The sequence below is a fragment of the Desulfoscipio geothermicus DSM 3669 genome (assembly GCF_900115975.1).
In the GTDB taxonomy this organism is placed as follows: Bacteria; Bacillota; Desulfotomaculia; order Desulfotomaculales; family Desulfallaceae; genus Desulfoscipio; species Desulfoscipio geothermicus.
Genome location: NZ_FOYM01000015.1, coordinates 17,829 through 42,449 on the forward strand (window position 1 = coordinate 17,829; position 24,621 = coordinate 42,449).

Below are 24,621 nucleotides of genomic sequence, written 5' to 3' on the forward strand. Positions count from 1 at the left end.
TCCTTGTAACAGGGGGGTGTATTATGAGCACGCATAAAGTTTGGCTGCCGTACAACTATGTGCCGCCGGGCGGGCACAAACTGCCACCGCTGCCTTACCCCTACAACGCCCTGGAACCGGTAATCAGCGCCACCACCCTGCGCATTCATCACGATAATCACCATTTATCCTATGTTGAAGGGTTGAACAAAGCGGAACTCAAGCTTGTGGAAGCACGGCGACAGGGCAACTTTGAACTGGTTAAACACTGGGAACGCGAATTGGCCTTTCATGGCTCGGGCCACATATTGCACAGTATCTACTGGACGATAATGACCCCGGAAGGTGGCGGGCAACCCGGTTATCAAATACAGCATCAGATAATTAATTATTTTGAGAACATCTATATATTTATGGACCAGTTCAGCCAAGCCGCCATAAATGTGGAAGGATCGGGCTGGGCGGTGCTGATTTGGCAGCCGGCCTGGGGACGTCTGGAAATACTGACCGCCGAAAAACACCAAAACTTGACCCAGTGGGGCGGTATACCCATTCTGGTGCTGGATGTTTGGGAACACGCCTACTACCTGGATTACAGGAATAAACGCAGTGATTATGTAAAAGCGTGGTGGCAGCTTGTAAACTGGGGAGAAGTGGAAAGACGGCTGCAACTGGCCATGCAAGCCCAACTACAGCTAACTTTGTATAATATTTTGGGGTTAGAAAGCCTGCCCTAATAAAAAAGCCTTGGCTCTAAACCAGGGCTTTAACTTTTTCTATTCCCTCAATGATTGTTTTATGACAAAATTCAGCGGCTTTGGCTCCCCGCTGCAACAGTTCCAACAACTCCTCCGAACCCAGGGCGGTATCGCCCAGTTCACGCGGGACATCCTCCAGCAGTAAAGCCAGCGCCCGTGGTTCCCGCGTCAGCTCAACAAAAACAGCTTCCGCCAGTTCAAAGTCCGCCAGCGCCCGGGGCATTTCCCAGATCCGGTGGTCCCCCCCGGGCCCACCCAAGCAGCGCACCCACGCACCGGCGGCGGCCGCCAAAGTCTCTTCCAGCAGTGCCTCCAGCATGGCCGCGCTTTCCCGTACTTGCGGCCCGGCCGGGGTATGCCACACCACCCGGGCCTTTTTCCCGGCGGCCTGCTTTTTAACCGCCAGAAGCGTTTCCAATAGCCACTTTAAATCGGCAAATGCACCGGTATCCGGCAGCCAGCGGGCCAGGTCGCTTTGCAACAGGTTCAACAGTGCACCGTATTCACTGCGATCCAGTAAAACTTGTACCAGGTCATCCCGGCCGGCGCACCGGCTAAGGGCCACGGCCTGCTTTTTTTAGCGACAGGCGGGCCAGCAACAGCAGGAGGTCGGCCCGCTCAGCCACCGGACCCGGAGCCTCGGCAAGGCCGGCCAATTGCTTGGCCAACCAGGGTTGTTCCGCTATTGCATGTTCATCCGGCAATTTTTCAAGTGCAAAGTTTTCGTTCCGGCACATCGCAACAATTTCCCCTTTATTTTATTTATCAACCGCCAAATAACCGATTTTTTTTCCAAAATAATATAGCCGTACGCAGGATGTCAATGGACCCGCGCCCAATTTTTTTCACAAGCAACGCCGTTTTAGCCCCGCCGAAAAGTACCCCGGACCGGCGCATACAAGTGCTTGTCTTGGGGATAATATCTTCGGAAAGGGGCTTGTAAAATGAGCGTATGGCGTAAAAAACCCGTGGAACAGGTATTGGCAGATAAAAAGAAAAATAAACGCGGGCTGGTACCCACCCTGGGGGTGGCGGACCTTACGGCCCTGGGTGTCGGCGCCGTCATCGGCACCGGCATTTTCGTACTTACCGGGGTAGCGGCAGCCAATTATGCCGGCCCCGGGGTAGTGTTCTCCTTTATTCTTTCGGGTATCGCCGCCACTCTGGCAGCCATGGTTTATGCCGAACTGGGCGCAGCCATACCATCCGCCGGCAGCGCCTACACCTTCTCTTATGTTTCCCTGGGAGAAATTATTGCCTGGCTGGTGGGCTGGAACCTGATTCTGGAGTACCTGGTGGCGGCCGGCGCCGTTTCCATCGGGTGGAGTTCATACATGGGCGACTTGCTGCAATCCGTCGGCATTACTTTGCCTGCCGCCTTTACATCCTCCCCCTTCGACGGCGGAATTGTAAACCTGCCGGCAGCACTGATCGTACTGGTGATTACCGGGCTGATTATCACGGGCACGCAGCACAGCACAACGGCCAACAAAATTATCGTGGTGGCCAAGTTGGCCGCCATAGCGCTGTTTATCGCTCTTGGGGTGCAGCACATCAATCCCGCCAACTGGCGCCCGGTATTGCCTTATGGCATTTCCGGGGTGTTCCACGGCGCCGCAATAGTCTTTTTTGCTTACATCGGCTTTGACGCCGTAGCCACGGCGTCGGAGGAAGTTAAAAACCCGCAGCGCGATTTGCCGCGCGGCATCATCTGGACGCTGGTCATTTCAACCCTGCTTTACATAGTCGTAGCCGGCATATTGACGGGCATGGTCAAATATACCAACCTGAACACCGCCTCGCCGGTGGCAACCGCATTGCTCCGGGCGGGCATTCCCTGGGCCTCTGCCCTGGTTTCCGTGGGTGCCCTGGCCGGCCTTACCAGCGTGTTGCTGGTGGCCATGTACGGGCAAAGCCGGATATTTTTCGCCATGGCCCGGGACGATCTGTTGCCCCCCATTTTTGACTGGCTGCATCCCCGCCTGCGCACGCCCGTCTGGGACAGTATCATCATCGGGGTGTTGGTGGCCCTGATCGGCGCTTTTCTACCCATCGGGCTGGTGGCGGAACTGGCCAATATCGGTACTCTTACAGCATTTATCGCTGTATCCACGGGGGCGATTATCCTGCGCCGCACCAATCCGGATTTGCGCCGCCCGTTCCGCCTACCCTGGATGCCGGCCATACCGGTATTGACCATCATTTCAGCCGGTTACCTGGCCATAAATCTGCCGCCGCTAACCTGGGTGCGTTTTATCGCCTGGGTTGCCATTGGCCTGGTTGTATATTGGTTGTATGGATACCGGAAAAGCAAACTGGCACGTGAATCCCAAGAAGTATATGCAAGCCGGGCAATGCCCGAACCGGCCCGCAAGCCGGAAGATGGAAAAAAGGTTTAAAACAGCATCCGAACGAGATTTCCCAGCAAGTATAGCATTGTTATTGCGCAAACCCCGTAACCCATCAAGTATTCCACTACGGTATCTTCCCGTTCCAGGTTGTTTGTTACCCTGTCAATAAACCCCGGTTGATGCCTGACCTGCTCCCGGGCCGGAGATTGCGGGGTTACTTGATTTAAAACCGCCGCATCAGTCTGCATGTTCGGCACCGCCTTCCCCCGTAAAATAACAGCCACCCTATTATGGAACGCGTGTTTGTTTTATTATAGCCCGGGGCATGTCTTTCGTCAATATATTTTTTTTTGCAAACATTTTTTGTGTGTTTGTGGTTGGGTATTGGTATTAATTGCCCTGATCGCCGAATGCGCGTGCGTTTATTTTACCGGAGTAGTTTTCTTCGGAAAACACCTGTAAACCCTCCCTTATCAGTAGGGCCGCCGTGCACCCGCAACCGGGGATTTTTTTACCGGAAAAAGTGCCGTCGTAAATCATATTGCTTCCGCATGACGGGCTGCGTTCTTTTAACAGTGCCACCTGCGCGTTGTTTTTCCGGGCAATGGCCAGCACTTCCCGGGCGCCCCGCACAAAAACGTCTGTTTTATCCTCACCCCGATTGGTGATCACCCTGGCCCTGCCGTCCAGGACATCAAACCCGTCACCCCCGACAATTTCATTGGGGTCCCGGGGCACAGGCGCCCCGCCCAGTACTTCCGGACAGACGGGCACGGCCTTGCCTTCTTCCACCAGTTTACGCAGTTCGGGGTAATCAAACCCGTCACCGGAATACCGGCATTTTTCACCGGCCAGACAAGCGCTGATAATAATCATCAAATCCACCCCCATAAATCAGGTTCAATTTCTGCCGCCGGCGCATCTTTTTTATGGCTGATTCCCGCCGCATGGCGCTCTTTTTGTCCGGCAAGTTCAAGGTAAACCAACTCCACCGGTAGCCGCGACCTGGTGTATTTACTGGCCAGGCCGCGGTTGTGCTTTTCCAACCTGTTTGCCGGATCGGCGGCATAACCGGTATAAAGTGTACCGTCGCAGCACTTTAAAATGTACACGAAAAACATACGACCTCCGATTTCTTACTCCAGATGATAGCGACAGTTGACAAGTAAAATAAGATAAAACCTATTGACCTCCTATTTACTATATATTAATATATAAATAAAAGGAGGGATATACATTGCCGCAAGTTAAATACAAGTGCTCTAATTGTTCAGCGGACTTTTTGGTTAAGTACATACTGATTAAACCCGGAGAGGTAAAATGCCCCCAATGCGGCAGCGCCAATGTGCAGGAAAACAAGAATGCCGGGTGCGGCTGCGGCGGCGGGTCGAGGTTTACCTGAGGCTAATTTATAAAAGCACGGAAGCGGTGCTTCCGATCGGAAAACCCCCTGTTAGTAAAATACTACAGGGGTTTTAAATTATATATAGATAATAATTCCTATATATGGTAATATATTACATATACCATATGAGGAGAGTGGTCCCATTGATTGACCTGGTGGAAGAGTATGTCAGCTTTGATACTTCACCCCTCATCCCCGCCCTGAATGAATTTGCAGAGCATGTACGGGAAACTCTGTCAGGCATTAAACATGCGGATTTGAACGACAGGTTGATGCTGGAGGCCAAAATATACGGCAGTCTAATCCAAATACTGGATAAATACGGGCTGAGGTCTTTCGGCATGTCCACCGCAATACAAAAATATTACAGCTATTTCGTAGTGGAAGTGTTAATCAACGACCCCGAACCCCAAATAATAAAAAAAATTAAAATACCACTCAAGTAAGGGTTTCCGGCGGCACCTGCACAGCCGCCCCGACATTTGCCGGGGCGGCTGATTTTAGTTGTCTATCTGCATGGCTTTTACGGTAACATAGTCGGTATCCCCAATACCCTTTACCGAAAGAATGTCCTCCTTATCGTTCCAGGCCAGTTGCACATCAACCCCGCCGGCATAATTGATACTGCCTAAATCCACCCTGGCCTGCCGCATCCAGTCTTCTGTAAGATGCACAAACACCAATTCAAAGCCGTTGCTGCGAAAGAATTTAAAACGGGAATCCCCCACCAGCTTATAAAACACTGTCACATCCTTGACATCACGATCAAAGATTTGCCCCTCGGTTAATTGAAAATTTATCTTACCTGCCAGTTCATTATCATCAGTTAACAAATCCGCTATTTCTTCAAACACGCAATCACCCCCCTTGAAACCCATAAAATATTTACCAGCGGGATGCGTAATATCCTGCTGTATTTCAAACAAAACAACTACCGCCGATAAACTCCCTGATGATGGAATTTGACGGCACTTCTTCACATGATATGGGTACGAAATAACTCAGAAACCGGCGCAACCGTCGCGCCACGGCATATTCGCGGTTTTCCGGGCCGACCATGTCCAGCACGGGCTCGGCGTAGCCCTTTAAAACCGCCAGTTCATAAACCAGCGCCGAATTAAACATAACATCCGCGCTTTCCTGGAACGGGAAAATATGCCGCTCCTCCCCCCGCCGCACCGAAGGCCAGCGACGCATGGTTTCCAGGGCGGAATAACCGCGGAAATTGTAATCCCGTACGATGCGCCGCAAAATGCGCAGGTCGGTGGTGGGAATCCGGTTGTGGTTATCCAAATTCAACTGGGTCAGCGCGCTTACATAGATTTTAAACTTGCGCCCTTTGGGAATGGAAGAGGTGAGTTCATCATTCAGCCCGTGAATCCCCTCAACAATCAGCAAATCACGGTCCTCCAGCTTTAAGAACCGGCCGCTGTTTTTTCTTCTGCCGGCCTTAAAATCATAAACGGGCAGTTCTATCTCTTCTCCCTGAACCAAGCTGATCAGGTGTTCGTTAAACAGTCCCCTCTCTATGGCATCAAGGGATTCAAAGTCGTATTCGCCATTTTCGTCCTTGGGCGTAAGTTCCCGGTCCACAAAATAGTCATCCAGGGAGATGGGTACCGGCCGAATGCCGTGAATGCGCAGCTGCACCCCCAGGCGCTGCGCAAAGGTGGTTTTTCCCGACGAGGAAGGTCCGGCAATAAGCACTATCCTTATCCTGTCAACGTCCCGGGCAATCCGGTCGGCTATTTCCCCAATTTTCTTTTCGTGAAACGCCTCGGCCACCCGAATAAGGTTGCTGCCCCTGTCCTCTTCCAGCGCTTTATTGAGTTGCACCACATTGCGCACCTCGAGAATTCTGCCCCATTTTTCCGATTCATAGTAAATGTTGGCCAGCTTGCCCTGCTCAACGTAATCGGGAACCACCAGGGGATTCCCCCGGCGGGGTAATTCCAGGATAAACCCGGGCATATAAAACCGCAGGCGAAAAACTTTCAGGCAGCCGGTGCCGGGTGCCATATTACCGTAGGTGAAATCATGAAACCACCCGCAGGTGTGAATTTTAATGGTGGAAGATTTGCGGTAGCGCAGCAAATCCAGCTTATCCAGTTGACCGGAGGCACGCAACAGGCTCTCCAGTTCCTCTTTTTCAACCCACCGGGAAATGATGGGTTCATCGGCCTGCACAATTTCAAACATCCGCTTTTCAATGGCCGCTATATCGGCGCTGCGCAGCGGGCGCCGGTAATTAATTTCGCCATATAAACCATTTCCCAGGGTGTGTTCCACCCGGACCTCGCTGCCCGGCAGCACCTCACTGGCGGCCCGCACCAGCAACATTACCAGGCTGCGCGTGTACACCCGCATGCCGTGTTCACTTTCCAGGTCAACAAACTCCACGGTGCTGTCCTTATCCAGCACCGAACGCAGACCCTTTAACACATTGTTAACCAGTGCCGCCACCACGGGGGACCTGCGGGGTGTCTTGTCGTGCGACAGTACTTCCAGAAGCGGGGTGCCCCGGGGCACCTCTCTGGTCCCGCCACCCGCCAAAATCACCCTTACTATACCGGTTTTATTTTCAGCAGCTTTTATATTTTGAGCCATAAGCAACACTCCGCAATTATATTTGGGCCATTTATATGATTTAATTATATATTTAATTCCACATAACAGGCTATAATCCTTGTTTTTATGTTTCACAAATCAACAGCCTGGCCCTGCTGCTGCTTTTTAGTCAGGCTTTTTTACCGTTCACCACAATTAAACGACCACTTAACGAATAAATATTGCAAATAAACCAATTTAATTGTATAAATATTATAAATATTCTGTCTTTATTTCAATAGCAGATGCATTTTTGATACTCAAGGAGTGAAAACTCATGACTGATACGCTTTCACCAAACACTCTGGTCCTGCAGGTGCGGAAAATGGAAAAAGCCTTAATAACCCATCCCAACGTGGCTGACGCGGTAGTCATACCGCAGCATTCGCCGGCGGGTGAACAGAGAATAAGGGCTTTTGTGGAACCGGCAGACCCTCCGCCGTCGGCAGAAAGCATTCTGGCCCATTTTAAAAACGACTGGCCCGACATACAGGTACCTGTTGACATAATATTCAAGAGTATCCCCCGCACGCCATCCGGCAAGGTTATCAGACAACAGTTGTTGGATTCTTAAAGTGTGTGTTCGAAAAGGAGCACGATAGATACGAGAATTTCAAGGCGGCGAAGGCTTTGAGGAGCAGAGCGTATATATAATACGTGAGCACCGTAAAAGCCGAGCCAACGTAGAAATTCGACGTGGATTTCGCGCGGACTTTTCGAACAACCTCTTAAAAAGTGCAGTAAACCCCAAGCGCTACGTCACACCGGGAATGCCCGCCGAAATTTCGGCGGGCACTTAATATTAAAGACCAAATTCCGCTGCCGTAAAAACCGGCTGCACCTTAACCCCCATTTTTTCCAGGGCTTCGGCGCCCCCCTCCTGCCTGTCCACCAGGGCAATTGCCTTAACCACCTCGCAGCCCACTTTCCGAACCGCTTGCACTGCCTTGATTATTGAACCTCCGGTGGTGATTACGTCGTCCACCACCACCACCCGCTGTCCCGGCTTCAAGGGAGGCCCCTCTATCTGGCGCATGGTACCGTGCTTCTTGGGCTCTTTGCGCACAATAAACAGAGTAAGGGGCATGTTCCGCTGGTAGGCCGCCACGCCAAGGGCTCCCACAATAGGGTCGGCCCCCAGGGTTAACCCGCCCACCGCGTCCACTTCATCGTCTTTAATCATGTCACATATGATGTTGGCTATCAGGTACGCCCCCATGGGATTGAGCGAAACCTTCCTGCCGTCAAAATAATAATTGCTGGTCTTACCGGAGGAAAGCACCACCTGCCTCCGTTCGAAAGCCTGCGCATCCAACAGTTTTTTCAGCTCTTCACGATTATCTATGTTCATACACCTCCGCTATATGGCGATGGCCTTTCTGCAAGGAAGCCAGGCGGCACAGGGCGTCCATTTTCTCCCTGTCCCCGGCCCGGGCCCGCCGCAGAGCCGTTTCCAGCACAGTAATGGAATGGTCGTAATTCTTCCGGTCCACCGGGTAAGGGTGCCCGTCTTTGCCGCCGTGGGCGAATGAATAACGCACCGGGTCCTTATAGCTGGCCTGCACCCCGTACACAACTTCACCCACCAGGGCCAGGGCCCGTACGGTAGCGGGGCCGACTCCCCCGGTAGCCAGTATTTGCTCGTAATCACCCGGCGCCAGGTCGTAAAGCCGGCGCAGCGTTTTTTCTATTCTACCGGCCTGCGGCACCGGGTGACCGGCGGGCAAGTGCAAGGTGGCCAATTTTTCCCGGGGCAGCGCGGCCAGCTTTTTCAAGTGGCCAGTTATTTTTTCGGGGCGCTCACCGGTCAAGTAAACAGAAACATCACGGGCGCCGCTGCTTTCCCGGGCCACCATGTTAAGCACCTGCGGCCCGCGGGCGCCGCAAACCGCTGCATGTGGCTCCTCAACGTAATTATGCAGGTTATCACTTAACCAGTGGTAGCGCCTGGCCCAACCATTTTCACCGTTCATGCCTTGCTGCACCACCGCCCAGTTTCCATCACCCGTAAATATGAAAAAATGATGGTAGATTTGATAACCGTCCTGCACGGCAGCCGAATCCACCTTGGCGCACATCCGGCTGGCGTATTGCAGTGCCGCCACATGGTCAGGTAGGCCATACCTTTCGGTATATGTCTCAATTTCCAGTGGCGTCTTACGTGAAGTCATGGCCTTTCCACCGGCAAAAAAGACGCCCAATTCCCGCTGTCTGCCTTTCGTCCCCTGCTTTAGGGCGCCGCACAAAACCGTAGTTAAACCGGAAGAATGCCAGTCAAAACCAACCACACAGCCCATGGCTTGAAACCAGAACGGGTCTGCCATACGCCGCAACACTTCCCGCGGCCCGAACTCCTCCACGACGGCTTCCACGATGGCCGCGCTCAAGCGTACCATTCTGTCAAAAAGCCAGCGGGGGCAATGATGCCCGTGCAGGGGCAAATTAGCTATGCCGGTTCGCATTACCTTGCCTCCCCAAACATGAGTTTGGCTAATTCTAACCCGTTCCGGTCAGACTGTCAAGGCATTTTTCAACTATTTTACTTCCTTAAGATTAACATAAATAGCATTTTCTTTTTCATTATATTCCGCAGCAAAATTTCCTTTCTTGTCTTCAATGTTAAAATATTTGAATATACCCCTGGCGCCTATTTTGTTCTTATTTAGCATCATGCCTCCTTCTTTGACTCCCTTGACGCGCAATTGCTTGGTATCTTTGTCATAAGCCACCTCAACGCGATCAGTATTCAGCTTATCCGCCAACTTTCTGCCCAACCTAATATGATGTTTAGTGAGAGCAACGACATTTTCCCTGGATGATCTCGGCCTGTAAACTTCAAAACCCAATTACAACCCCTCCTTGAATTAATAAATAGTAATTCTGTTTCCTCATTTTATTTCTGAGCAAAAGTTTAATTTATATCTATATAAATTATTATCATTTGAAAGAATAACTAAACACATTTTATAAATCTATCAATGAAAAATCAAGTTAAAAAAATAAAATCCTGCCGTATAACAGGATCTTTTGTTGAACAATTTATTTTCACTTAACATATGAAAAAAAGCCACACACATACCATGTAAAATACATTATATATCAATAAATTTATCTCAACTTAATGGGCAGTTTAACGTCATACCCGGGACAACCTCGTGCATCCCCCTTTACAGTGAGCTACGGGACGAAGCATGTATTGCTTCCTTAACATTACTTTCACCTCCTTATATTATTAATATTATGGTATCATATGCAGTTTAAGAAGTAAAAACAAACACGATACACGAAAGACCGGCACTTGCGCCGGTCTTTCGCATTACATCTTTGGTTTGAAAGTTTCACATTTTGTCTGATCCGAATTACTGGCGGAACTGGAGTTGTTCCTGTCCACCTGGATCATCGGGGCATGGCACTCCACAGCTTTGTTATAATCGCATTCGGTTACCGAACACTTAATACTGGGCATTTAAATCACCTCCGCGTTTTATAATGCCCAGGTTTAAAAATAATATGCAAATTTTACAAGTTTATAAATTTGTTTTAATATGGATAATTAAAGCCAAAAAGCAGAAAATAATAGTATAAATTAAATTACCGGCCCAGATATAGGCCGGCAATTTCGCTAAGGAGTCGGCTGCTGGTTTGTTACCTGCGGAGTGGCGGGCTGTTGCCCTTGAGCAAGGCTTTGCTCGTAAGCGGCAATCATTTTCTTGACCATGTTACCGCCCACCGCTCCGTTCAATCTTGAAGGCAAATCGCCGAGATAGCCCTGGTAGTTTTGAATACCCAGCTCGGCAGCGGTTTCATATTTGAATTGCTCCATTGCTTGTGCAGCCTGGGGGATCAGTTTTCTGTTGGTTCTTTGTCCTTCTGCCATTTAAATAAAACCTCCTTTTGTTGTTTTGTTATTTTATCTTGCAGTATTATGATGCCCCCGATTACATGGAGTATGAGTGACACTTTTTAGCGCCGGTTTTAAATAGTAGCGAAAAGGCCCAAAATAACCAGGCCCGCTTTTTTTTCTACACCCGATTTTTTTCAAAAATAATGCCCCCTAAATCATGGGGGCACTATTTTATGGCACGGCTTAAATTTAATTATGGTAGCTTTAGTTTTTTTGTTATTTATCCTGAATTCTCTTGGTTAATATTCGCTTGCTCCTGAATTAGCACCTGCTGCTCAAATCCGTGGTAATACTGCCGTGCGCCGTTGCTATGCTCATTTAGTTATCATTTTTACTAAATGGAAGGTTCTTGCAGATTTGTGTCGTATTTTATAATTAGGAACATTATTTTTAGATAGTAGGGGGTAAGCACATGAACAAGCCTGTCATTGCCGGAATAGCTGCTTTACTATTACACGTATTGTTGATATTTGGCACCCCGGGGCCGGTTGCAGCCCTGGAACACCATAAAAGTATTTCCGTAAACATCGATGGCTTACCGGTTTCATTTGACACACAACCAGCCATCCGGGACGGGCGCACCATGGTTCCTTTCCGTGCTCTGGCCGAAGCCTTGAATGTTAATGTTACCTGGGACGCTGCCACGCAAACAGTCCGTGCAAAATTCGATAATACCTATATTAAACTGCAAATCGGCAACCCCCGTGCTTATCGTAATAATTTAGCCGTAACCCTTGATGTGCCGCCGGCAATATCCGGTGGCAGAACATTAATCCCCCTGCGGTTTTTCAGTGAATCATTCGGCTGCAAAGTAAAATGGGACAACACTGCATACGAAATAAATATAACTTCCCCGCCAAAGACTATGGCGGTAATCGGCTTCTATGCCCTGGGCGACAGCGAAACCAGCAGTTGGCGGGACTTATTTACCAGGAATTACCCGGATACAAGCGAAGGAAATACCGGCGCGCTCAGCGGTCTGGCGCTGGGCTGGTACAGCCTGGACGAACAGGGAAATCTGCTGACCCAAAGCAAAACAGGCTGGCAAAGGCCGGAGGGCTGGGAAAAAGTCCTTCAAGTCGCCGGGAGGTACCGCCTCAACAGCGAAATGATGGTGCATTTGACCGATAAGGACAGTACGATCTACAACCTGTTAAACAACCGTACAGCAGTAACCGGGGCCGTAAACGCCATTAAAAAGGAAGCCATGCTTTACCATGGCGTGAACCTGGACTTTGAAGGCCTGGGCTGGCGGGATGACGACGATAAACTGATTACGGTTAAAAACAACTTCAGTCAATTCGTTACTTTGCTAGCCAATGAATTAAAAAAAGACAACCACAATTTGACTTTAACGCTGCATGCCCCCAACAGCGCTTATCAAGGCTACGATTACCAGGCCCTGGGGAAGCAGGCTGACCGGATTATCATCATGGCCTACGACTACGGCACCAAACCCGAGCCCGTTGACCTGGTCGTTGAGGCCGTAGAAAGGGCCCGGTCCGTTGTCCCGTCTGAAAAGCTGGTGCTGGGCATATCCATACCCAGCGAAACGCCGGAAAGCCTGCTGATCAAGATCGGTATAGCCAAACGCTACAACTTAAACGGCATAGCCCTGTGGCGCCTGGGCCTTTTAACCGACGAAATGTGGAAAATAATCAAACAAAGTTCAACTCCGAGGACGGTTCTCAATGTAAATTCGTTAGACTCAAAAAATTAAATATTTTTAATCAAACCTCAGAAACTTTTTTGCTTTTCAACCGGACAAATGTCCTAAATGTAAGTATTTATCGACCTCCAAGTCAGTAAGTTTTTGGAAATAAATTATGTTGTTAATTGGTTAAAATAGTTAATCAAATGTGATTTCGTGGTGCCCTTGTCCTGCATTTTTCTCTCCTTATTTTGGAGATTTGGGCAAGGATTACCTTATATCTCTATTATTAGGATTTTGTCTTGCAAGGACAGGATTTGTCTGGGTATTTTGGCCGATTTTGAGCTATTTTAGCTGCATATCCCCCTTTAACAATCACGGTAAAAATATGGTTTTTTGCAAAATCCATCCAGGCTTGCAAGAAAGATCCCTCACCCTCCGCTAGCCGCCGGAAAGAAAATAACCTCGTCTCCGTCAATTAAGTTATACTCTTCCCCCACCATTTTCCCATTCACTGAAACAAAATGAACTTTATTCGCCGGTACTGCTAAACGTTTACGTAAATCTTCAATTGTCTCTCCCTCATTCAGTTCAACAGGACGAAATTTACTAAAAGCGGGATAATTAAAAGAAAGGATCCCCAACAACTTAACTCTCACCTGCAACTTCGTTGATACCTCCTTTTTTACTTTAGTGTATTGACGACTAAGCATATAAAATTAATCCAATTTCAGTCAAGATAGTCATCCAACTTTATATCGTTATATTCGGGAATGCTAATTTTTTCAAATCTTTCTGCAGGCAACTCTAACGGGATGGTAGCATCAATCCCCATTTTATCGCTTATCCCATCATTACTGGAAGGATCTAACTTGTTTCCCATAGCTCCAGTGACTATAAAAACGTCACGTCCCGCCTGGCAGCGGGTTGCAATCGCCCATTCCACGTCTTCCGGATCAAAAATATTGACGTCGTGGTCCACCACCACCACATGCTTTACTTCACTGCAGCTGGCTAAGGCAGCAAAAATTGCGTTTTTAGCTTCACCTTCATGTTTTTTTTCAATAGAGATTACCGCGTGATAACGGCAGCTACCACCTAATGTTAAATGCACATTTTTAACGGTAGGTACCGCCTGCCGGACTATTTGTAGTAGAACGGCTTCCCGGGCAATTCCTCCTACAAGAACATGCTCGCGCGTGGCGGGAATAATTGTATGGTAAATTGGCTGCCGGCGGTGCGTAACCGCCATTACTTCCACCACCGGCCTGGGACTGGCCGGGCCATAGTATTTTGGATATTCCCCGAAAGGCCCTTCAACTTCCCGGACCCCGGGTAGAAGCCTTCCTTCTATTACAATTTCCGCCCCGGCCGGTACCTCAAGGTCTACCGTTTCGCATTTTACCAACTCTAAAGGCTGCGGTAAGAGGGCGCTGGCAATTTCCAGTTCGTCCACCCCTATTCTGGTGGTCGCCTGAGAAGCCAATAACACTAATGGGTGAACTCCAATAGCAAGGGCTATTTCCAGAGGCCGACCTTTCTGCTCGGCTTTTGAAAAGAAATGCCACAAATGACGAGGTAAAATCAATATCCCCAGTTTATTGGGACCGGATATTTGCAGCCTGTGAATAGAGATATTTCGCACTCCCGTGTCCGGGTCTTTAGCGATTAATATAGCTGCCGTAATATAGGGTCCGGCATCCTTAGCATGATGCGTTGGAATAGGAAACATTTTAAATAAATCTATATCCTTGTTAACAATACATTCTTTTACCGGAGCACTATTTGAAGAAACCAACCGACAAGGAACAGGGTTTTCTACAGCAGCTGCAAACTTATCCAGCATCCCCTCGACAGTGGTAGACATCGCGACTGCGAAAAGCCCTCTTTCCCCGACCAACCCCGTAACTACCGGCATTTCATATCCTTTTACCCGTTCAAAAAGCAACGAATATATGCCATCTGCTTGTTTGCCCAGTGCAGCAATTTCAAACACAGGATCTACTTCTTTTTTTATCCGCTTTAACTTGCCTTCCCTGTCCAAAAATGCCAGCCAATCCCGCAGTGAATAAGCCACCTTTTACCCTCCCGTCTGTATAATTAATATGCATTTTTAAGAATCCCCAAAATATCTTCCCGGGTTGGCACACGGGGATTAAATTTTATCATTCCGTGCTTCAAAGCTGTTTCGGCTATTGCGGCAAGCGAATCTTCTGAAATTCCAATCTCTTTTAACTGAGTTGGTAATCCAATATTTTTTACCAGTGTTTTAATCGCCCGTGGGGCTAATGAAGCGGCTTTATGCAAAGATTTACCTTCAATATGCTCTCCCATAGCGCGAGCTAAATCTGTAAATTTGTCGGGTTTTGCCATCGAATTGTATTTCATAACATAGGGTAACAACAAGCCGATTGCTACTCCGTGACTGACGTGTACATGTCCGCTCAAAGCTGCTCCTATGGAGTGGGTTAACCCTAAGAAAGCATTGTTAAAAGCCATCCCTGCCAGCAAACTTCCCAAAGCAACATTGGTTCTGGCCACAAGGTCGTTGCCATTGGCCACCGCGGGCCTCAGAGAAGCGCTTATTAACTCTACGGCTCTTAATGCCAGGATGCTTGAAACAGGCGATGCAATTGTAGAAACGTATGCTTCTACCGCATGGGAAAGGGCGTCTATACCACTGGCCGCCGTTATCCCTGAAGGGGCGGATATCATCATCAGCGGGTCCACAAAAGCGACGTCCGGAGCCAGATATTCACTGGTAATAGTCACTTTTATATTTTGTTCCCAGTCCGAAAGCACCGCAAAAACAGTTACCTCGCTGCCCGTGCCTGCCGTTGTGGGTATGGCTAAAAGCGGTACAGTGGGCTTGACCTTTACTTTATTTACTCCCGCATAGTCGCCAATCTTCCCTCTATTGTCGTGAAGCACCCTTATCGCTTTTGCAATGTCAATCGAACTTCCTCCACCCAGGGCAACCAAACAATCGGGCTTGAAGCGGCTCATAAAATCAGCAGCTTTGTGTACAGTCTCTAATCCCGGATCCGGCTCCACCTCACTGAAAACCTCAAACGTTAAGCCACTTCCTGTTAGTAAACTTTTTACTTTATCGACCAAACCCGACTTCACAATTCCGGGGTCGGTAACCAGCAACACCCTTGCGCAACCCATATCCCTAATTGCACCGGGAAGATGCTGAGAAACTACACCGTTTCCAAAAAGGACCTTTGTTTTTACGGCAAAAGAAAAATTAAAGTCAAGCATTGCAATAACCCTCCCCAAATAGTGTAAGTTTAATCTAAACCAAGTTCTTTTATTTTAGAAGGTAACGGTATCCCTTCCTCACTCCAGCCCCGGTAAGCATAATACTCCGCAAGCATAGCTTCTAATGGGGGAAGGTTTTCAGCCGCTCCTCCTGCGCCCCGATTTTGCCTGAGAATTCTTTCCGGCAATATGTCATCTTTTCGATTTACACCGCAAGAAATATTAAAAAGCCTCTTAAGGTTAAAAATACGTTCGCCGCAGCGAAGCAGCTCATCCACCGAATAACTTAAACCAGTTACCTTGTTCAACCAGCCGGTAATCTCGGTCAAGTTAACTCCTCCGAACAATAAGAACTTACAAACTGCAAGGGAATCCATTACTGCCATCAGGTTTTGCGACTTTGCCACCAGCTCTCCTTTACCTTCAACGGCAAACCGGTCTTCAACCGCGCTTATACCTATTTCAGGCATTGTCATATTCCGCTCGAAAATATGACTAAATGCCTCCAGGTGGCATGCCCCACGATTAGCGGTAGCGTACCCTAAAGCTATGCTGTTATAAGCCCTTGGGTCATGAGCAGGAAATCCTAACCCTTTTGCCTCTATTGCAAACTCAGCAACCTCTTTGCCAAAGAAACGTCTAATTGCCGGGAATCCTTCCGCCAATAGGGAGCCAAGTTTACCCTCTTGATTCGCAATACAATGGATCATCTCTATGAGGACTTGCGGATCTCCCCAACGCAACTTTAGACCGCCGGTGAATTCCTCATTGATAAATCCCCTTTCAAAAGCCTCTATAGCAAAAGCAATCAGGTTACCGGTATCAATGGTGTCAATACCATACTTGTTGCATAATTCGTTTGCATAACTTATCGCTTCCAAGTCATCTACCAAACAACTTCCACCCATTAATCCCAAGGTTTCATATTCCGGCCCCCCTCCTTTTACTCCCGCATAGGGGCCTTCTTTAATATTTACTCTACGGCCGCAGCCGACAGGGCAACCGGCGCAATGATATCTTCCAGTAAGCAAAGTGTCGGCCATCTTCTGGCCCGAAATTTTTAAAGCACCTTCCTCCCACTTGCCCCCGGTCCAATTGCGAATGGGAAGATCCCCCGTCTGCTCACAGGGAATAACCAGACCTGCCGTGCCAAACAGTCCAAGGACCCTTGTCTTTTCTTGAATTCTTTTCAAAACAGGCTTCAAATCTTCTCTTAAGCCGGCGGGATCACTAACTGGCAGTTCTCGCTGCCCATATACTGCGATAGCTTTAACCCGTTTGGCCCCCATAACGGCTCCTAAACCACACCGGGCCGCAGTCCGCCCTTCTTCCCCGTCAGTAAAAATGCCGGATATTTTAACCATCCGTTCACCGGCGGGTCCGATAGTACATACCTCGGCCTTTTGACTGGTCAGTTGTTTTAGAGCCGTTGAACATTCATAAGTGTTTAAACCCCACAAGGAAGAAGCCTCTTTTATTTCCACCTTTCCTTCGTTTATCCATATATAAACAGGTTTTTCCGCATTACCCTGCAGGACAAGGGCATCATAGCCGGACTTCCTCAGCATCCGGCCCCATCTTCCTCCAATGCTGGCTTCTCCCCAAATACCGGTTAAGGGCGACTTAGAAACAACGCTGTGCCTCCCGGATGAAGGAACCATTGTTCCTGTAAGCGGTCCCGTAAAGAAACCTAAATTGTTTTGTCGACCCAAAGGCTCCACCCAAGGGGAAACATTCTCGTATACGACTCTGGCCCCCAAGCCGCTTCCACCAATCCAATTTAATAATTCCTTCCCTTCTATTTTTTCTACCCGCTCTTTCCTGTGCTCTAGATCTAACCATAATATCTTGTACTCGAAGCCAGACATTTTATCACCTCTATTTTGCTTCATCTAATTCTGCATAAATCAGCCACCCATAGCAAGAAGCATTATCTTTACGGCCTGCCTGTTTCCAACTATACAATCCATCCCAACAACCCTATCATTTATTATTACAAGCAAGTCTTCCGGCCTATATTCGAATTTATTATTGCTATTTACTTCATCTAAAACTTCTCTCAATATCCAATCGACGTTAATTTCCTTGTAGTCTACTTCTACACATCTTGTTTTTTCCCCATTTTTAAGCTTTAGTGGAGGGTATAACTCTAAAAAAAATTTCACTTTTCAACATCCTTATTTTAGGCTGATTAAAATACTAGGTTTACCCTCAGTCCGGCCAATATCCAACTGATAACCAAGACTGCTCAGGATCATAGTAAGCAGAATAAAGGGGATTAATCCCTTTATGATACATAAAGTAACAAACCATACCCGACAGGGGCCCCAGTAGGACAAATCATTTACTCATCATTAAAATCACAATAATCCAGCCGCAGCTAAGGCAATTATAATACTTTTACCTATTGCTATACTCGTAACTGGTGGGTCTATATATGAATTAGTTCTAACAATCCAAAACTTATTAAACAAACTCGCTACAATAGCTGTCACTGCCCCTAGCACTGCTGCCCAAATAATAGCATTAACAGTTCCGTTTCCTTGAAGTGCGGCTAAACCTGCCACTATGACGATATGATGCCACGGCAGTCCATTAAATCCCATCTGAAGATAGATCAGAAACAACAGCGCCAATCCGAAGGGTATCAGCACATCGCCGATTTTAGCAGCAGCTACTCCCCCTGCTAATCCGACTCCACACCCAAGTACTACAAGCAAGCCCAATTCTTTACTGCTAGGCCACCAAGTTTCACCTTCTCCACCTTTCCTACGATTAGTACGCCATTTCGAATCAAAAAGCAGCCTGGCCAACCAACCCGTAATGACCACAGATAGCGCTACAGTATCAGTGGGGAGCGCCAAGCTGGTGCCTACACGTTCCAAAACCATACCGATAACGCCGAATATTCCACCAACCAAAAGAATATCTGGTCTACCAAAACCGGACAAGGGTTTGAGTATATCTAACCCACTTTCTATAGCCCCTTTTGACCATGCATAGGCAACGGCAGCCGCTCCGCCGGCATACACAATATGCGCACCGAAAAGCGGGTTAAATGCAATATCCCATACTAATGCGGGTTTACCAGTTACAAGCCCGGCCAGACCGGCAACCATCAAAACAACACCCCACAACGTAATGGCCGGGAGGGCTCCCATAGCTGCTCCCAGTATACCCCCTCCCAGGGCTCCAATTACCATTAAAGGTTCAATACCCATTTTGTTAATCACTCCCATAGTTAAAAAATGTTGTTTTGTAGTACGGGGTTTAAGCCCCGTACTACATTAAAAATCCTATAGAACGTCATTTCCGTAGTAGGCGCAAAGGAAGATTTTCTTGATTTCTTCCAGAGTCGGCACTCGCGGATTGGTCGGCGTACTGCCATCGTTCATGGCATTCTGAGCAAGCATATCTATCTTCTTCAGGAAGTCTTCCTCATCAATGCCCGCATCCTTCAGGCAAGTAGGTATGCCAAGGACTTTTTGCAGATCCCGGATCGCTTTTATAAATTTAGCCGTACCTTCATACGTATCAGTCGACTCAAACCCAAATGCCCTGGCAACATTAGCATAACGAGCTGCAGCCGCAGGTGTGTTATACTGAACCACATATGGTAACATCATCGCGTTAGCCCGGCCGTGCGGTACTCCGTACTCCGCTCCGATTTGGTGCGCGGTACTGTGTACCAGTCCCAGGGCAGTATTGGTGAAGGTAAATCCCGCCATCAGGGATGCGGTATGCATTTTTTCCCTTGCTTCTTTATTATTGCCATTGGCAAACGCCAGTGGTAACCACTTATAGGCCATGGCAGCCGAACTCAACGCAATGGGGTCAGTCACATCAGAAGCGTTTACTGAAACGTACGCCTCGACAGCATGAACGATGACGTCAAAACCGGTATTGGCGGTAACTACCGGTGGCATTGTGGAAGGCAATTCAGGATCGCAAATAGCAATGTCGGGCGTGACTTCATAGGAGAGGGTAAATTCTTTGACATTAGGTTGAACATCACGGTTGGTAATTACTGCGGCAAGTGTTACTTCAGTAGCGGTACCACTTGTAGAAGGAATAGCCACATACCTGGCCTTATTTCTTAGCTTGGGCACGCCGGTAAAAGGAACAAAAATTTGTTCCCAGGATACATCGGGATGCTCGTAAAAAATCCACATGGCTTTACCGGCATCGAGGGCCGATCCGCCACCTAAACCTACGATCAAATCCGGCTGGAATTGTTGCATCACCTTGACGCCTTTCATCACCGTTTGACGGGAAGGATCCGGTTCTACTTCATCGAATACGGCGCTTTCAATCCCAGCTTCAGCCAGATAACTCTTTACTTTTTCTACAAAGCCGAGCTGCTGCATTATTTTATCTGTTACAATTACTGCCTTCTTACCTTCCAGCTCTTTAAGATATTCAAGACTGCCCCACCCAAAAACAATATCTCTTGGAACACGGAACCATTTTGAATAACCTGACATGAAATCTTCCCCCTTGTCTTTTAGAATTTTTCAATTCCTTTTGGCATACGTCCACTTAAAAGCTGTCCTGTATAAAATTCTTTACGGTAAATTACCACCCCCCTATTTTTGATAATGTAGGATGTTATTCTGTTATTATCCAATAATAAACACCCTACATTATCATTTCTTTAGTATGGTTGTTTTTCCATCAAAATGATCCCTTTACTGGATCGCAAACTCAAGGTCCAGCTCTTTAAGTTTCTCAGGGGTGGGTAGGCCGGTCTGTTTGTCCCAGCCCATGGCCTCATAATAAACATCCAGCATTAAATCCAGATTTTCTACCTTGGCTCCAGCCGATGGCCCATTAGGAATAGCTTGGGCAAATCGCTTGGGAAGTTTATCGTCCTTGCGGGTAAAGCCTTCACGGGCGTTAAAGCACCGTTTAAGGTTCCACGAACGCTCTGCCGCCGCCACCAGTTCTTCTGCCGTTACGTCCCATCCGGTGAGGGATTTTACAATCTCAGCGTAGAGCTGCGGTGTGATGCTATTACCTTCGACACCCCAGGAGTGGAAGATACACGCCCCCAGGATTTCGCTAACTTCACCCTGTAAGGCAACATACCGGTAGGAGACGCCTCTCTTCGAGGACTCTTCCTGCGGCCCTTCAGGCCACGAGGGCAGGCCAAATTCTTTCATACCGCAGTCAATTTGAAAGTCCCAGGTACTGGCCCAGTTGGGGTGCATGTGACAGGCTCCCCGCGGGGAAACGGCATATTGAATAGCCAAAGACTTAGATTCGGAGCGTGGCTCGTGGGCCGGCAATTCAAGGCCCTTTACATGGATGGCCGCTTCTTCGGCAGCCGGGCCAAGTTGTTCTGCCATGCGTTTAACACCCTGGGCCAGCAGGGCGCCAATTCCTTCTTTGTAGGCGATCTTTTCTACCAGTTTCAGCATTACATCGGCATCGCCCCACCGTAAAGGCATTCCATCTGTATCCTTATCGGTCAGCAATCCTTTTTCATAACATTCCATGGCAAAACCAATACTCATACCTGTACTGATTGTATCCAGGCCGTAAACATTGCACAGGTAATTGCCTTTAATAATGGCTTCAACGTCATCGATTCCACAAATAGGCCCTAACATATCGACTGTTTCGTATTCCGGACCTTCCATGGGCGGTGTGGAATACTTCCCGTTATTCACCGAGGTGTAGCGGCCGCAGGCGAAACTACAGCCGTAACAGGCCCGCCGTTTGATTTGATATTTCTGGTTGATTAGTTCGCCGGAAACTTTGTCGGCTTTTTCAAAATGTGCTTCCTGGAAGTTCTTAGCAGGAAGGATTCCCAGGCTGTTGTTTAACGATACCAGGCCGACTGTACCCAGAGCCGGAATAGCGTCAAAGATGTAACTCTTTAACCATTGTTCCGCCTTCTCAATGGCCTCCGCAAATTCCTTCGGGCGTGCTACTTTAATACCGCCACTGCCGTTTACAACAACTGCCTTCAAATTTTTGTTTCCAAATACTGCGCCAATACCGCCGCGACCGGCAGCCCGTCCCCTGTCATTTATTAAAGCGGCATATAAAACGCCGTTTTCCCCTGACTGCCCTATAGTAGCTACGGAAATTTCAGGATCGTCAAGTTCATTTATTAAAGTGTCTGTGGTCTCTTCAACGTTCAGACCCCACAGGTGCTTGGCAGGTTTGATTTCTACCTGGCCGTCTTTGATAAGCAAATAAACGGGATCGGCTGCTTTACCTTCTATGACTACAAAATCAAACCCCGCGTATTTAAGCTTGGCACCGAAAGCCCCCCCTGACCGAGCCTCGTTCCAGGTACCTGTCAAGGGCGCCTTGTAACAAACCTCATAACTGCCTCCGCTGGGACAAAGGGTGCCGCTCACGGCTCCGGTAGCAAGTACCACCTTTGCCTCCGGGGCCAAAGGGTCAATGCCGCCGGGCATTTCCTGATAGAGCAGTTTGGCTGCATAGCCTGTACAACCCATATACTTGCGCAATTCTTTCTCATCCAGCTTTTCTACCTTTAATTCACCGCTGTTTAGGTTAACCCGCAATAATTTACCTGCAAACCCGTACAACATTACTTAGCCACCTCCCCCTTCTAACCAATCTTAATTGCATGGGCCATAGCCCAAAGCTCCCGGCGCCTGGCTGCAGCTTTGCCCGCATCTTCGTACTTAATGGCGTCATGCGGGCAATGCCCGGCACACGCCGGTGAACCGCCACATAAGTCACACTTGGCCGCTACATCTGCTACTTCATCAATTCTTAGCACACCGTAAGGGCAAACCTTTACACATGTGCCGCAGCCTGAGCAAAGATCTACATCCACTTCCACAGCGTCAGTAGATCCGTTTCGATTGAGTGCTCCGGTTGGACAAACGTCCATGCACAAGCCACACTGCACACATACTACCGGCACATCTACCGCCGGCTCCCTGCGAATCACATACACATTGCTGCGTGAAGGATTGATTTCGCCATACTTCGTCAACGAACACCACATTTCACAGCGATGGCAACCGGTGCACAAAGACGGGTCTACAGTCAACACTTTTGACACATGCAGTCACCTCCAAAAAGTAGCTTTACTTTTTATTACAGGTGGAAGGCAGTAAAACAAAAGTACTCCCTCCCACCAAAAAGCTCTAATATTTGTTAATCTAATACAGGTTCTCACCCAGACGTCCTTCATAACTTCTGGTCAGCAGTTCTGCAGCCGCTTCCCTGGTCATCGACCGCTTGGACCAGCCGTAAAAGGCTGTAATCCATGGGCTCTCTACCATCATCTCAGTTAACATTGGGATATCTTCCTTTTTTCCTAAAGGTGCCCATGTAGTGGAAAGACCAACATCCTCTATCAGCTGTTTAACCGCATATACAGCAGCCTGAGCGGCCTGGCGAACGCTCATACCAGAGGTATTCTGACCTAAAGTCGTCGCAATGCGAGCCAGTTTATCTATGCAATGTCCCATGTTATACTCCATCGCGTAGGGCAGGGCAATCGCACAACCAACACCATGCGGTACATGGTATACAGAACCTAAAGTATGCGCCAAAGCATGCCCCTCCACGATACCTGGATCATTAAATGCCATGCCGGCCATCATTGAAGCATAGGCCATCTTGACCCGGGCTTCCAGGTTATCCCCTTCGTAAACGGCAACCGGTAGGGCCTCTGCTATCAATTCAACCGCCTTAAGTGCAATTGCATCAGTAAGCGGGTTTTCCTGTCTTGCCATCATCGTCTCGATAGCATGCGACAGAGCATCAGCACCCGAAGAAGCAGTAACTTTAGGCGGCATACTTACGGTCAGGGTAGGATCCACCAGTGCCATATCGGGTAAAATGGTCGGCGTGGCAAAGAAGCCTTTAATATCGTCTTCAGCAAAGGTTATAACAGAATACATCGTACATTCAGTACCGGTTCCGGACGTGGTGGGAATGGCAATAATAGGTACACCCTTTTGGGGGAAAGTTGTATTAACCAAATAATCCTTAGTTTTACCCGGCAACACCAGGAGTTCAGCAACTACCTTGGCAATGTCAATAGCACTTCCGCCACCCAGACCAATAACAAAGTTACCGGCTTCCTTACGAGCAAAATCAGCAGCCTGGTCACACACCACATCATCCGGTTCGGGTTTACCCTGGTCAAAAACCGCTGCTTCAAATCCGTCTTTCTTGAAGGCCTGAACTACCCGATCTGCGATACCCGCCTGAGCTACGCCGGGATCGGTTACAATAATAGCCTTTCCGCTTATACCCATTTCTTTTACATACAGGCCAATGTTGTCTACGGCATTTACACCAAACACCACTTTTTGAGGAGTATAGTATTGAACCACTTTGAGCATTGGGAACATAAAAACACAACCTCCTTAACTTAATATTTTCACCATGAGACTACAGCTGCCACAAAAGTAAATACCAATGAATCTACTTTTAGCTTTTATCTATCTGAATTCACCTCCTTTGGTTTCTTGATTCTTACAAAAAGTGTTTGTTTTTATGGTTACGGTTATCATACAATAATTCTAAAAATTTTAAAGCTTCTGCCTTAAAAGGGGCACGAAAGAAACAAGAAATTCTAAGCGGCAAAGGCTTGGGGAGCGGAGCGTATATGTAATAGGTGAGCACCGCAAAAGCCTAGCCAACGTAGTGGTTCGTTATGGTCTCGCAGGACTTTTTTAACATTCTTTTTAAACATTTTT

General features: G+C 48.2%; 28 protein-coding genes. 6 read left to right on the forward strand and 22 right to left on the reverse strand.

Going from position 1 to position 24,621, the window contains the following annotated elements:
* Positions 1-23: 23 nt before the first annotated feature.
* Positions 24-716, forward strand: coding sequence for a superoxide dismutase (locus BM299_RS10170; RefSeq protein WP_092483637.1), 693 nt, complete (start codon positions 24-26; stop codon positions 714-716).
* A gap of 16 nt (positions 717-732) precedes the next feature.
* Here the strand turns inward: BM299_RS10170 and BM299_RS10175 are convergent, their stop codons facing one another.
* The gene (locus BM299_RS10175) at positions 733-1,302 is read right to left on the reverse strand and encodes a hypothetical protein (protein ID WP_092483639.1); all 570 of its coding nucleotides are present in this window, start codon (positions 1,300-1,302) and stop codon (positions 733-735) included.
* Positions 1,292-1,474, reverse strand: coding sequence for a hypothetical protein (locus BM299_RS10180; protein ID WP_092483640.1), 183 nt, complete (start codon positions 1,472-1,474; stop codon positions 1,292-1,294). The genes BM299_RS10175 and BM299_RS10180 overlap by 11 nt, the downstream gene beginning before the upstream one ends.
* Before the next feature lie 207 nt (positions 1,475-1,681).
* Between BM299_RS10180 and BM299_RS10185 the strand changes: the two genes are divergently transcribed.
* Complete coding sequence (locus tag BM299_RS10185; RefSeq protein WP_092483642.1) at positions 1,682-3,136, forward strand: amino acid permease; 1,455 nt, start codon at positions 1,682-1,684, stop codon at positions 3,134-3,136.
* Here the strand turns inward: BM299_RS10185 and BM299_RS10190 are convergent.
* The 3 genes from BM299_RS10190 to BM299_RS10200 form a co-directional block, all read right to left on the reverse strand.
* Entirely contained in the window at positions 3,133-3,336 is a 204-nt protein-coding gene (locus BM299_RS10190) for a hypothetical protein (protein ID WP_092483644.1), read from the reverse strand. The two genes, BM299_RS10185 and BM299_RS10190, sit on opposite strands and share 4 nt — an antisense overlap.
* Positions 3,337-3,478: 142 nt before the next feature.
* Positions 3,479-3,964, reverse strand: a complete 486-nt coding sequence (locus BM299_RS10195; RefSeq protein WP_092483646.1) for a 2-thiouracil desulfurase family protein — start codon at positions 3,962-3,964, stop codon at positions 3,479-3,481.
* Entirely contained in the window at positions 3,964-4,200 is a 237-nt protein-coding gene (locus BM299_RS10200; RefSeq protein ID WP_342741331.1) for a GIY-YIG nuclease family protein, read from the reverse strand. The genes BM299_RS10195 and BM299_RS10200 overlap by 1 nt, the downstream gene beginning before the upstream one ends.
* A 125-nt stretch (positions 4,201-4,325) precedes the next feature.
* Between BM299_RS10200 and BM299_RS19320 the strand changes: the two genes are divergently transcribed.
* Positions 4,326-4,490 carry an FmdB family zinc ribbon protein gene (locus BM299_RS19320; RefSeq protein WP_165608264.1) on the forward strand — a complete coding sequence of 55 codons (165 nt, stop codon included), beginning with the start codon at positions 4,326-4,328 and terminating at the stop codon, positions 4,488-4,490.
* A 146-nt stretch (positions 4,491-4,636) separates the two neighbouring features.
* Complete coding sequence (locus BM299_RS10205) at positions 4,637-4,939, forward strand: hypothetical protein (RefSeq protein ID WP_092483648.1); 303 nt, start codon at positions 4,637-4,639, stop codon at positions 4,937-4,939.
* A gap of 54 nt (positions 4,940-4,993) precedes the next feature.
* On the opposite strand, the gene BM299_RS10210 is transcribed toward BM299_RS10205, so the two are convergent.
* Complete coding sequence (locus BM299_RS10210) at positions 4,994-5,347, reverse strand: hypothetical protein (RefSeq protein WP_092483776.1); 354 nt, start codon at positions 5,345-5,347, stop codon at positions 4,994-4,996.
* Positions 5,348-5,411: 64 nt separating this feature from the next.
* Positions 5,412-7,100, reverse strand: coding sequence for a nucleoside kinase (locus tag BM299_RS10215; protein WP_092483778.1), 1,689 nt, complete (start codon positions 7,098-7,100; stop codon positions 5,412-5,414).
* Between the two features lie 277 nt (positions 7,101-7,377).
* On the opposite strand from BM299_RS10215, the gene BM299_RS10220 reads away from it, so the two are divergent.
* Positions 7,378-7,674, forward strand: a complete 297-nt coding sequence (locus BM299_RS10220; protein WP_092483650.1) for an AMP-binding enzyme — start codon at positions 7,378-7,380, stop codon at positions 7,672-7,674.
* 228 nt (positions 7,675-7,902) lie between these two features.
* On the opposite strand, the gene pyrE is transcribed toward BM299_RS10220, so the two are convergent.
* From pyrE to BM299_RS10245, 5 genes are all read right to left on the reverse strand, one after another.
* Positions 7,903-8,451, reverse strand: a complete 549-nt coding sequence (gene pyrE / locus BM299_RS10225; RefSeq protein ID WP_092483652.1) for an orotate phosphoribosyltransferase — start codon at positions 8,449-8,451, stop codon at positions 7,903-7,905.
* Complete coding sequence (locus BM299_RS10230; protein WP_425429485.1) at positions 8,438-9,541, reverse strand: DUF763 domain-containing protein; 1,104 nt, start codon at positions 9,539-9,541, stop codon at positions 8,438-8,440. The genes pyrE and BM299_RS10230 overlap by 14 nt, the downstream gene beginning before the upstream one ends.
* Positions 9,542-9,634: 93 nt before the next feature.
* On the reverse strand, positions 9,635-9,946 hold the full coding sequence (locus BM299_RS10235; RefSeq protein WP_092483656.1) for a hypothetical protein: 312 nt from the start codon (positions 9,944-9,946) through the stop codon (positions 9,635-9,637).
* A 470-nt stretch (positions 9,947-10,416) separates the two neighbouring features.
* The gene (locus BM299_RS10240) at positions 10,417-10,566 is read right to left on the reverse strand and encodes a DUF1540 domain-containing protein (RefSeq protein WP_092483658.1); all 150 of its coding nucleotides are present in this window, start codon (positions 10,564-10,566) and stop codon (positions 10,417-10,419) included.
* Between the two features lie 156 nt (positions 10,567-10,722).
* Complete coding sequence (locus tag BM299_RS10245; protein WP_092483660.1) at positions 10,723-10,977, reverse strand: alpha/beta-type small acid-soluble spore protein; 255 nt, start codon at positions 10,975-10,977, stop codon at positions 10,723-10,725.
* Between the two features lie 439 nt (positions 10,978-11,416).
* Here BM299_RS10245 and BM299_RS10250 point away from each other — a divergent pair, with 439 nt between their 5' ends.
* Positions 11,417-12,724 (forward strand): stalk domain-containing protein, encoded by a 1,308-nt coding sequence (locus BM299_RS10250; RefSeq protein ID WP_092483662.1) that lies wholly within the window; start codon positions 11,417-11,419, stop codon positions 12,722-12,724.
* 362 nt (positions 12,725-13,086) lie between these two features.
* On the opposite strand, the gene BM299_RS10255 is transcribed toward BM299_RS10250, so the two are convergent.
* From BM299_RS10255 to BM299_RS10300, 10 genes are all read right to left on the reverse strand, one after another.
* Positions 13,087-13,314 (reverse strand): MoaD/ThiS family protein, encoded by a 228-nt coding sequence (locus BM299_RS10255; RefSeq protein ID WP_245779729.1) that lies wholly within the window; start codon positions 13,312-13,314, stop codon positions 13,087-13,089.
* A gap of 71 nt (positions 13,315-13,385) precedes the next feature.
* On the reverse strand, positions 13,386-14,732 hold the full coding sequence (locus tag BM299_RS10260) for a UbiD family decarboxylase (protein WP_092483666.1): 1,347 nt from the start codon (positions 14,730-14,732) through the stop codon (positions 13,386-13,388).
* A gap of 23 nt (positions 14,733-14,755) precedes the next feature.
* Positions 14,756-15,919 (reverse strand): iron-containing alcohol dehydrogenase, encoded by a 1,164-nt coding sequence (locus BM299_RS10265; protein ID WP_092483668.1) that lies wholly within the window; start codon positions 15,917-15,919, stop codon positions 14,756-14,758.
* A gap of 29 nt (positions 15,920-15,948) precedes the next feature.
* Entirely contained in the window at positions 15,949-17,811 is a 1,863-nt protein-coding gene (locus BM299_RS10270; RefSeq protein WP_342741332.1) for an aldehyde ferredoxin oxidoreductase family protein, read from the reverse strand.
* Positions 17,812-17,826: 15 nt separating this feature from the next.
* Complete coding sequence (locus BM299_RS10275; protein ID WP_092483670.1) at positions 17,827-18,084, reverse strand: hypothetical protein; 258 nt, start codon at positions 18,082-18,084, stop codon at positions 17,827-17,829.
* A gap of 195 nt (positions 18,085-18,279) precedes the next feature.
* On the reverse strand, positions 18,280-19,140 hold the full coding sequence (locus BM299_RS10280; RefSeq protein WP_092483672.1) for a DUF7973 family transport facilitator: 861 nt from the start codon (positions 19,138-19,140) through the stop codon (positions 18,280-18,282).
* 75 nt (positions 19,141-19,215) lie between these two features.
* On the reverse strand, positions 19,216-20,403 hold the full coding sequence (locus BM299_RS10285; RefSeq protein WP_092483674.1) for an iron-containing alcohol dehydrogenase: 1,188 nt from the start codon (positions 20,401-20,403) through the stop codon (positions 19,216-19,218).
* 204 nt (positions 20,404-20,607) lie between these two features.
* Entirely contained in the window at positions 20,608-22,488 is a 1,881-nt protein-coding gene (locus tag BM299_RS10290) for an aldehyde ferredoxin oxidoreductase family protein (protein ID WP_092483676.1), read from the reverse strand.
* 20 nt (positions 22,489-22,508) lie between these two features.
* On the reverse strand, positions 22,509-22,970 hold the full coding sequence (locus tag BM299_RS10295; RefSeq protein WP_092483678.1) for a 4Fe-4S dicluster domain-containing protein: 462 nt from the start codon (positions 22,968-22,970) through the stop codon (positions 22,509-22,511).
* Positions 22,971-23,070: 100 nt separating this feature from the next.
* A complete protein-coding gene (locus tag BM299_RS10300) occupies positions 23,071-24,273 on the reverse strand; it encodes an iron-containing alcohol dehydrogenase (protein WP_092483680.1) in 1,203 nt (400 codons plus the stop codon).
* Positions 24,274-24,621 lie beyond the last annotated feature (348 nt).

Coding starts and splice junctions, on each gene's coding strand:
- BM299_RS10170 (WP_092483637.1), top strand. CDS start 24: ATGAGCACGCATAAAGTTTGGCTGCCGTACAACTATGTGCCGCCGGGC.
- BM299_RS10180 (WP_092483640.1), bottom strand. CDS start 1,474: ATGTGCCGGAACGAAAACTTTGCACTTGAAAAATTGCCGGATGAACAT.
- BM299_RS10185 (WP_092483642.1), top strand. CDS start 1,682: ATGAGCGTATGGCGTAAAAAACCCGTGGAACAGGTATTGGCAGATAAA.
- BM299_RS10190 (WP_092483644.1), bottom strand. CDS start 3,336: ATGCAGACTGATGCGGCGGTTTTAAATCAAGTAACCCCGCAATCTCCG.
- BM299_RS10195 (WP_092483646.1), bottom strand. CDS start 3,964: ATGATTATTATCAGCGCTTGTCTGGCCGGTGAAAAATGCCGGTATTCC.
- BM299_RS10215 (WP_092483778.1), bottom strand. CDS start 7,100: ATGGCTCAAAATATAAAAGCTGCTGAAAATAAAACCGGTATAGTAAGG.
- BM299_RS10220 (WP_092483650.1), top strand. CDS start 7,378: ATGACTGATACGCTTTCACCAAACACTCTGGTCCTGCAGGTGCGGAAA.
- pyrE (WP_092483652.1), bottom strand. CDS start 8,451: ATGAACATAGATAATCGTGAAGAGCTGAAAAAACTGTTGGATGCGCAG.
- BM299_RS10240 (WP_092483658.1), bottom strand. CDS start 10,566: ATGCCCAGTATTAAGTGTTCGGTAACCGAATGCGATTATAACAAAGCT.
- BM299_RS10245 (WP_092483660.1), bottom strand. CDS start 10,977: ATGGCAGAAGGACAAAGAACCAACAGAAAACTGATCCCCCAGGCTGCA.
- BM299_RS10250 (WP_092483662.1), top strand. CDS start 11,417: ATGAACAAGCCTGTCATTGCCGGAATAGCTGCTTTACTATTACACGTA.
- BM299_RS10265 (WP_092483668.1), bottom strand. CDS start 15,919: ATGCTTGACTTTAATTTTTCTTTTGCCGTAAAAACAAAGGTCCTTTTT.
- BM299_RS10270 (WP_342741332.1), bottom strand. CDS start 17,811: ATGAAGCAAAATAGAGGTGATAAAATGTCTGGCTTCGAGTACAAGATA.
- BM299_RS10280 (WP_092483672.1), bottom strand. CDS start 19,140: ATGGGTATTGAACCTTTAATGGTAATTGGAGCCCTGGGAGGGGGTATA.
- BM299_RS10285 (WP_092483674.1), bottom strand. CDS start 20,403: ATGTCAGGTTATTCAAAATGGTTCCGTGTTCCAAGAGATATTGTTTTT.
- BM299_RS10290 (WP_092483676.1), bottom strand. CDS start 22,488: ATGTTGTACGGGTTTGCAGGTAAATTATTGCGGGTTAACCTAAACAGC.
- BM299_RS10300 (WP_092483680.1), bottom strand. CDS start 24,273: ATGTTCCCAATGCTCAAAGTGGTTCAATACTATACTCCTCAAAAAGTG.